Source organism: Tetragenococcus halophilus subsp. halophilus DSM 20339 (genome assembly GCF_003841405.1).
GTDB classification, from domain to species: domain Bacteria; phylum Bacillota; class Bacilli; order Lactobacillales; family Enterococcaceae; genus Tetragenococcus; species Tetragenococcus halophilus.
In genome coordinates this window covers 150,861-162,510 of the sequence record NZ_PXYA01000001.1, presented here as the reverse complement: position 1 = coordinate 162,510, position 11,650 = coordinate 150,861, and the positions used below count along the sequence as shown (strand labels likewise).

Sequence of the window (11,650 nt, the reverse complement as noted above, 5' to 3'; positions counted from 1 at the left end):
GACTTGTAGACTTCCTTTTTATTTCGCCAATTATAATTATTTGTTATGCTAAAACAAGAAAGAACATTCGTGAAAGGAAGGGATACCAAATGAAATCATTGTCAGAATCCACAGTTTTAATTACTGGCGCAACAGATGGTCTGGGAAAAATGACAGCTGAACGTTTTGCAAAACAAGGCGCAAAAGTCTTGTTACATGGAAGAAATGAAGAAAAAGGTTTTAAAACTATTGAAGAAATACAACAAACAACCGGCAATCAGAATCTAAAATATTTTAATGGCGATTTTGCTTCGCTTCAATCGGTAGCAAAATTGGCTGAAAAAATTATAGCAAATAGTGAAAAAATTGATCTTTTGATAAACAATGCTGGTATTGGTGGCGGTCCGAAATCACAAAAGCAACGTGAACTGAGTCAAGATGGTTACGAGTTAAGATGGAGTATCAATTATTTAGCTCAAGTTTTATTAACTAGAAAATTACTTCCGATGATGAAAGATCATGCAAGAATCATTAACGTTGCTTCAGTTGGCCAAGCGCCTATTGATTTTAATGATATCAATATGGAAAACCATTATGAAGGTTACTTAGCATATGAGCGTAGTAAATTAGCTTTGATCATGTTTACATTTGACCTTGCAGCTGAATTACAGAAAAGAGAAATTCACGTCAATGCACTACATCCATCAACACTAATGAGCACAAACATGGTATCTGATCATTTCGGTCCAGCGCAAACTTCAGTGGAAAAAGGTTTTTCTGCCGTTGAATATCTTACAACTTCAAAAGAATTAGATGAAGTTACAGGTGAATATTTCGAAGGTAAAACCCAAGCTCAAGCAAACGCACAAGCTTATGATAAAGCAGCTAGAGAAAAATTGGGACAAATAACAAAAGATAGCATAGCAAATTATCTATAAATAAAAAATACAGATTGATTTTAGAGTATAAAAAACTTATGTTGTATGAGCGGCGATAGCACATAGAAATGGGAAACTTATGTTGTATGAGCAACGATAGCACATAGAAATGGAAAACTTATGTTGTATGAACGACGATAGCACATGGAAATGGAAAACTTATGTTGTATGAACGACGATAGCACATGGAAATGGAATTTCTATGTTGAATATATAGCAATTCGAATTCGCATAGCTCTTTTGTATTATCAACGATAAAAGGTAAAGGACACTACGGCTCGCCTTCGCTCGCCCTAGTACTGTTCATCTCTTTGTTTACGCTTCGATTCACAGCAAAAAAGCCTTGGACATTTTAAAGTCCAAGGCTTTTTGTAAAGTTATTACATCATGCCGCCGCCCATCATTGATGGATCCATTCCTTGAGCGCCAGCTCCAGCATCATTGCCTGATTCATCTGGACGATCTGCAATTACTGCTTCTGTTGACAGTAATAGTGCAGAGATAGATGCTGCATTTTGTAAAGCAGAACGTACAACTTTAGTTGGGTCAACAATACCTGCATCAACCATGTTTACCCATTGACCAGTTGCTGCGTTAAAACCAATTCCTAATTTTTCGCTTTTTAGTTTTTCAATAATAACTGATCCTTCAAAACCAGCGTTTTCAGAGATTTGACGTACCGGTTCTTCTAATGCACGAAGTACGATGTTAACTCCTGTGATAGCATCGTCATCTGCATCTAGTTCAGCTACTTTGTTAATTACATTAACTAGTGCTGTACCACCACCGGATACCATACCTTCTTCAACACCAGCGCGAGCAGCGTTTAAAGCATCTTCAATACGTAGTTTTAGTTCTTTTTGTTCTGTTTCAGTTGCTGCACCGACTTTGATTACTGCAACCCCACCTGCTAATTTAGCAAGGCGTTCTTGTAATTTTTCACGATCAAAGTCAGAAGTTGTTTCAGCTACTTGGTTTTTAATTAATTGTACACGATCTTCGATAGCTGTTGAATCGCCAGCACCTTCAACAATTGTTGTATTGTCCTTATCAACAGTTACTTTATTAGCTTTACCAAGAGAGTCCATTGTAGCATCTTTTAGTTCAAGTCCTAAATCTTCAGTGATAACTGTAGCACCAGTCAATACAGCGATGTCTTCTAACATTGCTTTACGACGGTCGCCAAATCCAGGAGCTTTAGTTGCAACAACGTTAAATGTTCCACGAATTTTATTCAAAACAAGTGTTGGTAAAGCTTCACCATCGATATCATCAGCGATAATCAATAGTGGTTTAGATTCTTGTACAACTTGTTCTAATAAAGGAAGAATATCTTGAATGTTAGAAATCTTCTTATCAGTAATCAAAATGTAAGGACTATCTAAATCAGCTTCCATTTTTTCATTATCCGTTACCATGTATTGTGATAGATAACCGCGATCAAATTGCATACCTTCAACGACATCCAATTCTGTGTCAATACCTTGTGAATCTTCAATAGTAATCACACCGTCGTTACCAACTTTATCCATTGCATCTGCAATATATTGACCTACTTGTTTGCTGCCTGAAGAAACTTCACCAACTTGTACAATCGCTTCTTTTGATTCTACTGGTGTAGAAATATTTTGTAATTCTTCTACAGCTTTTTGTGTTGCTTGTTCAATACCACGACGAATACCTAAAGGATTAGCGCCAGAAGTAACGTTTTTCAAACCTTCACTTACAATAGATTGTGCTAATACAGTGGCAGTTGTTGTACCGTCACCAGCGATATCGTTAGTTTTAGAAGCAACTTCTGAAACTAATTGTGCCCCCATATTTTCAAAACGATTTTCTAACTCAATTTCTTTAGCAATCGTTACACCGTCATTTGTAATTAAAGGAGAGCCGTAAGATTTTTCTAAGACAACGTTACGACCTCTTGGGCCTAAAGTTACTTTGACTGTATCTGCTAATTTACTTACGCCATTAAGCATTGAACGACGTGCGTCTTCTGAAAATTTAATATCTTTTGCCATGATTTCTTCACCTCAAAATAAAGTATTTTTTATTCTACAATTGCTACAAGGTCTTTTGCTGAAAAGATCATGTAGTCTTGTCCATCATATTTCACTTCAGAGCCGGCATACTTTTCAAATAAAACAGTATCTCCGACGTTTACAGGAACCGTTGCTAGTTCACCATTATCTAGTGTACGTCCTGGACCGACAGCTACAACTTTACCAGTTTGTGGCTTTTCTTGCGCAGTGGATGCTAAAACAATGCCTCCAACTGTTTTTTCTTCTTCTTCCGAAACTTCGATCAATACGCGATCGCCTAATGGTTTTAACACGAGAAATCCCTCCAAATAAAATCTTTCATTTAATTTTCTGTTATTAGCACTCATTAATATAGAGTGCTAAATCACAATTTCAATATTATCATTTTTTACTAATATTGCAAGTAGTTAGAACAAATTTTTTTACAAAAGTCAAAAAAAGTCAGTCACTTCTAAAGCCGAACCTATCGGCTAAATGACTGGCAATTGTCAATCTGACTCTCTTTTTGTATAATAAATAAATTGATAAAAAAATTTCTTAGAAAAAGGAGTCGCTAATGTCTGTTAGAAAATATAGTTTATTAACCATTTTTATGTATATTATTGCTTTTTTTGCGCCCATCTTTGCGCCAACGAGCCAAGCCAGCACGAATATCACCACAGTGACTTATCTTTTAGGCGCTGCTTTTATGATTTTTTTATACCTTAGGCAAACGAACAAATTAAGCTTTGAAAAAAACAAGATCAACCTACTTCCTACTTTATTTTGGGGGATCGTCGGGATTTTTCTAGCCATACTTTTGCAAACAGTTATTATGCAAATAGAACAATTTTTCGGCATACCAATTGAATCGCAAAATACACAAAATATTATTGGGATTGTTTTACGTCAGCCCTTATTTGCTCTAGCAGCAATGGTTGGCGGTCCGATTATGGAAGAGTTTGTCTTCCGTCGTTCGCTGATCGGTCTGTTTGATTCATTTGCTTATCCTTGGGTAGGTATTATTGTTAGTTCACTGATATTTGCTGTTGTTCATCAAGATGGGCATCTGCTGTTATACTTTTGTCTAGGCTTTTTCCTTAGCTTACTTTATAAAAAAACGGGAAAGATTTGGACTTCCATGATTAGCCATGTCGGCATGAACAGCTTAGTCGTTATAGCAAATCTTATCTTAATCACAGGAAATTAGACAAAAAGAGACATCCGAACTTTAATCGGATGTCTCTTTTTATATAGCAAACAAACTTGTTGCTTGTTCTGGATCTGTATCACAGATTTTAAACATTTCCCCTGCACCAAAATCATGTTCTTTTAAAGTATTTTCCATGGTTAAATGTGCCAACTCTTTTAAATTGTTTTCTTTACTTAAATGACCTAGATAAATACGCTGGGTTTGATCGGTCAAAATATCTGTCATCGCAAAAGCACTATCCTCATTTGATAGATGACCGCGATCGCCTAAAATCCGCTGTTTTAAACTCCAAGGGTACTTACCTGAACGCAACATCGCTAAATCATGGTTATTTTCAATCAAATAAGCATCTGCGCCGCGTACGACCCCACGCAAATAATCGCTACAATAGCCAGTATCCGTCAATACCACAAATGACTTTCCATCTTTATGAATACGGTAAAATTGCGGAGCAGCCGCATCATGTGAAACACCAAAGCTTTCAATATCCATATCGCCAAAAGTCAAAACTTTACCCATTTCAAAGGAATGTTGATGTTCAAGTGCGACATTACCGATTAAAGGTGACATTGCTTGCCAAGTTTTATCATTGGCATAAATATCCAAATTATATTTACGTGATAATACGCCCACACCATGAATATGATCACGATGTTCGTGGGTAACAAAAATCGCATCTAAATCATCCGGTTTTCGTCCTACTTCACTAAGCAATGAAGTGACTTTTTTTCCGCTTAAACCAGCATCTACCAGAATTTTCTTTTTAGGTGTTTCAATATATAATGAATTACCGGTGCTTCCACTGGCTAAAACACTTACTTGAAATGCATTTTCTTTCTCCACCGCGCGTGACTTCCTCTCTAACATAAAAACTAATTTCATTATACATACCTTTTTATGAATTTTCTACCGTTTGAACTGTAGTATTTGTAATGATACGATTCGTCAACGCATTGACTTTTTCAATTTGGGTCTGTCCATCCTCGTCTTCAATCGCAACAAACCAAGCAGGTACATAAACATTTTGTCCTCGTACTTTCAAATTTAAAGTATAGGCTAGATGGCGCCATTTGATTTCAGAGCCACTTGGAATTTTATTATTCACATATAAGGTATTAATAATTTCTTCTTCTGAATATAAAGAGATCGCTTCGCGCAAAGGAATCAAATCAGAAATATGCGTTTGTGTGTAATTACTTAAAACCCATTTATCATCTTGCTCTGACAGCTCGATTTCAATACGACTCGAACTATCATCAATAGGGATACCTTCATAACTTTGTGCTGCAATTATTGACGGGTAATCCCCTTTAAAGCTTGAAACATCTTCTAAGTAACTGTACTCATCTCCAAACAACACTTGATTTTCTTCTTGTAAAAATTGCTTTAATACATTGCTTGTCTGAGAGGTATCGGTGATCGCATTTTCTTCTGTCAAACTATGAGTAAGTGTTTGATCATCGACTGAAGTTTGATCTTTTAAAAGATCCTGGTCATCTTGGCGATCCCTTTCTTCATCCAATACCTCATTCATATCGCTAGATTTACCACTGATATAATAACCTTTTTGGTGTTTTTCAGAAAACTGACCACTATAGCTTATATCTTCTGAATCCAGACGATCTTCAATAGGAACCTTTTGGTCTGTTCGATAAACAACATCTTCCTGATCATCTGCTTCTTTATAAATACTAAATAAAAATATATTCAATCCTAGAAAGGCAAAGAAAAAAATCCAACCGATCTTTTTAAAATCCATTTATTTATTCCTCGCTTTCTTGCAATTGTTGCATTAAGTCTTCTGATTTGTGCCAGCTATTTCCATACTGCACATACCAAGCCGGTTCTAAATCGACAACCCCTGTATCTTCAATATTTTCCCAGCTGTAACCAACGACCAGGCTGTGTAATTTTTCTGGGTCTGCGCCCGTATAATATAGATCCTCTAAAACTTCTTTTCCTGAAGGAACTTCTACTTCACTATCAGAAGGAATCGGCACTTGAATCATATTTAGATTGGCTTGGATTTCCACACTGCGTTGACCTTCTTGCGAAGTATCTGAAAATTCAACCGAAAATTTCCCTTCCTCGGTATCGCTAAAGACTGGAAAACCTTCTACAAAAATACGATAATCAAGAGTATTTTGCATAGAATCTAAAAAGCGTATTGAGCCATAATTGGTACCCAGTTTTCGAATATATTGATAACTATCAGTATAAGGGTCGAATTCCTCTTCTTCAGAAGTATTCCCTTGAAAATCGACCTTTTGATTATCGGGTTCAATAATCATCGACTCAGATCCATCGTAAATATTTAGGTTGTCGGTATCATCATTACTGCGTAAATTATCCGGATTTGTAAAGAAGGAATCACGGAAAACGGTATATGGTCTTGAAGAAGCAATGTAACTAAACTTTTTCAATTTTACTGGCTGGTCATTGAAGTATTCAAAATAATCAAGTCTTTCATCTTGAACAACATCATACCAATCAACAGAATCTTCATTTAAGATATTTTTTATACCATCTAAAGAAGATTGAATATCTGCTTCTGCTGATAGCTGTTCATCTTTGTTAATAAAACGAATTTTCTCTTCTGTAAAATCAATTTGAATCAACTGAAATGTCAATGAATTTATTTCTTCATTTCCTTCATTTGCCAACGCTAAATTAAAAAAGTCAATGTATTTTTCTAAAGGAAAGGAACTAGTATAATCCATCTCAACGCCATCAGACATTCTAGTTTGTTGAACTAGTTGTTCAGTTGAATCATAGCTTTGAACATTTAAAGAGCTAAAAGAAGCTTGCGAAATATCTGCCTGTAAATCTTCTAATAAGTTTTCCGTGTTACTGGCTTGTATTTGCTCTTCTGTTTTATAAACAGCTTTTATAGGTAAAAAGACATCTTCAGCGGCTATATAATCCTCTTCTTCTTCCTCATCATTTGCTTGACTTTCTTCTGTTTCTTCGACAAGTGTCTGACCTTCAATGGTTGGATTGGCCCATATCAAGTAAGAAAGATAAAAACTTAAGATGATCATTAGTGCTAAGCCGATCCACAAAAAATATTTTGAAAACTTCATTCCCACCAGTCCTCCTCATAAGGTTCATAAGGCAAACTAACAAAGAAAGTTGAGCCAACATGTTCACGACTTTCAACCCAGATGTTACCTCCATGAACTTTCAATACTTCTTTAGAAATCGCAAGGCCTAAGCCGGTACCGCCTTGCTTACGTGCTCTTGCTTTATCGACCCGGTAAAAACGATCAAAGACTTTATTAATATCATTAGGTGGGATGCCTAAACCTTGGTCGGTGATACTTAAGATGATATTATTGTGTGTTTCCACCAATCGAACCGTGATGATACCGCCATCTGGTGAATATTTCACCGCATTGTTCATCAGATTATCGATCACTTGAATCATTCGGTCGGTATCTACTTCTACCCATAATTCTCTTTTCGTAAAATCACGTTTGATATGGTATTTTTTTTCTTGCTCATCGACCATCATATCAAAACGGTCTAACACAAAATTCACCAGTTCTTTAAAATTAATATATTCTGCTTGGAGTTGATAATTTCCGCTATCCATTCTAGAAAGACTCAATAAATCATTGATCATACGAATCATACGATCTGTCTCATTTAAAGTAACATTCAAGAACTTAGGCGCGATTTCTTCGTCTTTCCAAGCGCCTTCAGACAAAGCTTCAATATAACTTCTAGTACTTGTCAAAGGCGTACGTAATTCATGCGAAACATTGGAAACAAACTGGCGTCGTTCTTGTTCGGTTTTTTCTTGTTCAGTGACATCATGTAAAACAGCCACTAAACCAGAAATAAAGCCGGAATCACGACGGATCATGGAAAAATCTACACGCAAAAGGACATTATCCAAATTTTTATCGGCAGAAGGTCGCTCTAATAAAATTTCCTCTGGATTTTCCAAAATTTTACGTAAAGTATAATCTTCTCCCATATCAAAGAGTGTTAAAATCGACTGGTTTACTGCAGACTCACGTTCGACATTTAGTAAAGATAAAGCCATCTCATTGATAGTAATTACTTTTCCACGACGATCTGTCGCCACAACACCGTCTGTCATGTGGGATAATACACTATTTAAACGGTTGCGCTCTGATTCCATCGCTTCTTGCGTCTCTTCAATTCGTTCGCCCAATTGATTAAAAGTCGCTGCCAATTCACCCAGCTCGTCATTTCCTTTTACTTGGACCTTACGACTATAATCTCCTTTGGCAATACGAAGAGCTTGCTGTCGCATTTCCCCAATCGGCTGAGTGATGGAACGCGCCACTAAAACAGCCACGATCATCGAGATAAAAACTGCAATCACTGAAGAAGTAATAAAAATTAAAGCAATATCATTGATTTCTTCATATTGTTGCTCTAAGTCACTTCTAATATACAAGGCCCCTACTGTATCACCTGTTGTTTGAATGGGCTGTACATTAATTTGCACACGATTAGAAGATTCTTCATCAACAGCTACTAAACTCTTGGTAGAAAAATCATCAATATAGGGATCATCATTTTTCTTTCCTACTGTATATCTCTCTGCAACATTGGTTGTTGCACGAATGTTATTTTTTCCATCGACCACTTTCATTTCCAATACATCAGGAGAATCACTATTATCAAGCACTCGTTGCAGCTCATCGTTTTGTTGACCACTATCTTCATCATCTTGATTGCCTAAGTGATTGCCTAAAGTACTCGCTAGCGTTTCAGCCTGTGTGTCCATGCTAGTTTTGAAATTATCGATGGTTGAGCGTTCCAATCCGCGAATAAAATACGCCCCGATAATCTCGATTGAAACAAGTAAAACCAAGATAAAAGTCAGGGCGATTTTAAAGTTCACTGATCGAAAAAAGCGAACCTTTTTTTTCATATAGCGTTACTCCTGTTCTGGATTGCGTAAATAATAGCCTACGCCTCGACGTGTAACTAAATAGCCTGGATGGCTAGCGTTATCTTCGATTTTTTCGCGTAAGCGTCGCACTGTTACGTCCACAGTACGTACATCGCCAAAATAATCATAACCCCACACCGTTTGTAATAAATGTTCACGCGTCATTACTTGTCCAATATGTTGTGCTAAGTAATGTAACAGTTCAAACTCACGGCGGGTCAATTCAATCTCTTCCTCATTTTTTGTAACCATATAAGCATCCGGGTGAATGGTAATATCATTGATTGTAATCTCTACATTGGCTGCTTGATCAGCGCCTTTAGCGCTGGAAGATCCTCGTCTTAGATTAGCTTTAACACGAGCGACTAACTCACGATTAGAAAATGGTTTTGTAACATAATCATCTGCTCCTAATTCCAAGCCTAAGACTTTATCGATTTCTGCGTCTTTAGCAGTCACCATAATGATTGGCATATCATAAGTTTTGCGAATTTCACGCGCCACTTCTAGCCCATCGACTTTGGGTAACATTAAATCAAGTAAAACTAAATCAGGTTTCACCTCTTCTACTTGTTCTAATGCTTCTTCTCCGTCATAAGCTGTATAAACTTCATAACCTTCTTTTGACAAATTAAAATTAACAATGTCAGTAATCGGTTTTTCGTCATCAACAACTAATATTTTTTTCAAAAAATTTCACCTCATTTGATTTAAATCTTTTTTAGCGTCGTTTCTATTATACATGATTTTGTCTCTAGTTTCATTAAAACAAAACAAACTCTTCTTCTTAAAGCCTAAATTTTCCCAGAAATATGCGATTTTTGAAATGATTAACTACAAAATTCTAGACAATAAAAAAGAGAGCAAACAAAAAAGAGAGCAAACAAAAAAAGAGGCCTGCCGAAAATGTATCGGCAGGCAAGGAGTAAAAATGAAAAAGTGTTAGGGTTGTCTTATAAAAAGACATTTTGTTGGTATGAGTCTATAGTAACTATTAATTATGAATAAATTATGAAAGATTAACTGTTTTCATGTAAAATTTTTATAAGGAATTTTTAAAAGCAAGTATTTCTATCTATTTTAGCAAACGATGTTACAATAAAGAAAAAAGTACAAGGAGGAGTTTCTGATGGGAAATACAATGAAAGCTGTGGGGCTTTATCGTTATTTACCAATTGATAATGAGGAAAGTTTATTAGACTTGACTCTGCCTAAACCACAAGCCAAAGGTCGTGATTTGCTTGTTCGTGTTAAAGCTATTTCGGTTAATCCGGTTGATACGAAGATACGCTCGCCTAAAGAAAAAATCGAAGAAAAACCAAAAATTTTAGGTTGGGACGTGGCAGGTGTCGTAGAAGAAGTTGGAGAAGATTGCTCCTTATTTCAAGTAGGCGATGAAGTATTCTATGCAGGTGACTCCACACGTCCTGGCGGCAATAGTGAATTTCATTTAGTGGATGAACGTATTGTAGGAAAAAAACCAAACTCCTTAGATTTTGCTTCCGCTGCATCTTTGCCATTAACGTCTTTAACGGCTTATGAAGCTTTATTTGAACACTTAGCTATTAGTCATAATAAAAGTAGCAATGTAGGTAAAAAATTACTTATTGTAAATGGTGCAGGTGGTGTTGGATCGATTGCGACCCAACTCGCTAAAAGTGTGGATTTAACTGTTATTGCGACAGCTTCCAGACCCGAAACACGCGATTGGGTAAAACAACAAGGCGCAGATGTGATTATTAATCACCATAAAGATTTTTCTTCTCAGTTAAAAGAAGAAGATATTACAGATGTTGATTATATCCTTTGCCTACATTCCACCGAAATGCATTGGGAAAATATGGCGGATGTGATTGCGCCTTTAGGTAAAATCTGTTCTATCGTAGAAACGGAAGAAGCGGTTGATTTGGGGTTACTGAAAAACAAAAGCGCTACTTTTAGCTGGGAATTTATGTTTACTAAATCAAGTTATCAAACAGAAAATATGGTTACTCAACATGAATTTTTAGATAAAATTTCGCAAATGGTAGATAACAATGAAATTCATGCAACCATCAACCATCATTATGGTACAATCAACGCTAAAAATTTGAAAAAAGCGCATAAACAATTAGAATCAGATACAACGATTGGAAAAATTGTTTTAGAAGGCTTTGACTAAAGTTGTTTCATTTATAATTATTGAATTGGGGGCATTTCTGAAGAGTTGCCCCCAATATTTCTCGGATTGGCGGCACATCGAAAGAGTTCCCTCCAATATTTCTCAGATTGGTGGCACATCAGAAAAGTTCCCTCCAATATTTCTCAGATTGGTGGCACTTCTGAAGAGTTCCCTCCAATATTTTTCGGATTGGCGGCACATCGAAAGAGTTCCTTCCAATATTTCTCAGATTGGCGGCACATCAGAAAAGTTCCCTCCAATATTTCTCAGATTGGTGGCACTTCTGAAAAGTTCCCTCCAATATTTCTCGGATTGGTGGCACATCGAAAGAGTCGCCTCCAATATTTCTCGGATTGGTGGCACATCAGAAAAGTTGCCTCCAATATTTTTTGGATTGGAGGCACA

The 11,650-nt window shown here is 36.4% G+C and carries 10 protein-coding genes; 3 read left to right on the top strand and 7 right to left on the bottom strand.

The annotated features are described in order from the left end of the window. Nucleotides 1–89: 89 nt before the first annotated feature. A complete protein-coding gene (locus tag C7K42_RS00805) occupies nucleotides 90–917 on the top strand; it encodes an SDR family NAD(P)-dependent oxidoreductase (protein WP_069028807.1) in 828 nt (275 codons plus the stop codon). 380 nt (nucleotides 918–1,297) lie between these two features. Here C7K42_RS00805 and groL read toward each other — a convergent pair whose 3' ends face one another. After that, nucleotides 1,298–2,938, bottom strand: coding sequence for a chaperonin GroEL (gene groL / locus C7K42_RS00800; protein ID WP_103083492.1), 1,641 nt, complete (start codon nucleotides 2,936–2,938; stop codon nucleotides 1,298–1,300). A 29-nt stretch (nucleotides 2,939–2,967) separates the two neighbouring features. Beyond that, a complete protein-coding gene (groES, locus tag C7K42_RS00795; protein WP_103083491.1) occupies nucleotides 2,968–3,252 on the bottom strand; it encodes a co-chaperone GroES in 285 nt (94 codons plus the stop codon). A 263-nt stretch (nucleotides 3,253–3,515) separates the two neighbouring features. On the opposite strand from groES, the gene C7K42_RS00790 reads away from it, so the two are divergent. After that, on the top strand, nucleotides 3,516–4,148 hold the full coding sequence (locus C7K42_RS00790; protein WP_103083490.1) for a CPBP family intramembrane glutamic endopeptidase: 633 nt from the start codon (nucleotides 3,516–3,518) through the stop codon (nucleotides 4,146–4,148). A 39-nt stretch (nucleotides 4,149–4,187) separates the two neighbouring features. Here the strand turns inward: C7K42_RS00790 and C7K42_RS00785 are convergent, their stop codons facing one another. Genes C7K42_RS00785 through yycF form a run of 5 tightly spaced genes read right to left on the bottom strand, consistent with a single transcriptional unit; the run spans nucleotide 4,188 to nucleotide 9,774 of the window. Then, nucleotides 4,188–4,994 (bottom strand): MBL fold metallo-hydrolase, encoded by an 807-nt coding sequence (locus C7K42_RS00785; RefSeq protein ID WP_103096804.1) that lies wholly within the window; start codon nucleotides 4,992–4,994, stop codon nucleotides 4,188–4,190. 52 nt (nucleotides 4,995–5,046) lie between these two features. Then, nucleotides 5,047–5,910, bottom strand: a complete 864-nt coding sequence (locus C7K42_RS00780) for a two-component system regulatory protein YycI (protein WP_103096802.1) — start codon at nucleotides 5,908–5,910, stop codon at nucleotides 5,047–5,049. Between the two features lie 4 nt (nucleotides 5,911–5,914). Next, nucleotides 5,915–7,234, bottom strand: a complete 1,320-nt coding sequence (locus C7K42_RS00775) for a YycH family regulatory protein (RefSeq protein WP_103096801.1) — start codon at nucleotides 7,232–7,234, stop codon at nucleotides 5,915–5,917. After that, entirely contained in the window at nucleotides 7,231–9,063 is a 1,833-nt protein-coding gene (walK, locus tag C7K42_RS00770) for a cell wall metabolism sensor histidine kinase WalK (protein ID WP_103096799.1), read from the bottom strand. The genes C7K42_RS00775 and walK overlap by 4 nt, the downstream gene beginning before the upstream one ends. 6 nt (nucleotides 9,064–9,069) lie before the next feature. Further along, nucleotides 9,070–9,774: a response regulator YycF gene (gene yycF, locus C7K42_RS00765; RefSeq protein WP_124175377.1), complete on the bottom strand. Its 705-nt coding sequence runs from the start codon at nucleotides 9,772–9,774 to the stop codon at nucleotides 9,070–9,072. Nucleotides 9,775–10,213: 439 nt separating this feature from the next. Between yycF and C7K42_RS00760 the strand changes: the two genes are divergently transcribed. Continuing rightward, nucleotides 10,214–11,245 (top strand): zinc-binding alcohol dehydrogenase family protein, encoded by a 1,032-nt coding sequence (locus tag C7K42_RS00760; protein WP_041591798.1) that lies wholly within the window; start codon nucleotides 10,214–10,216, stop codon nucleotides 11,243–11,245. Nucleotides 11,246–11,650 lie beyond the last annotated feature (405 nt).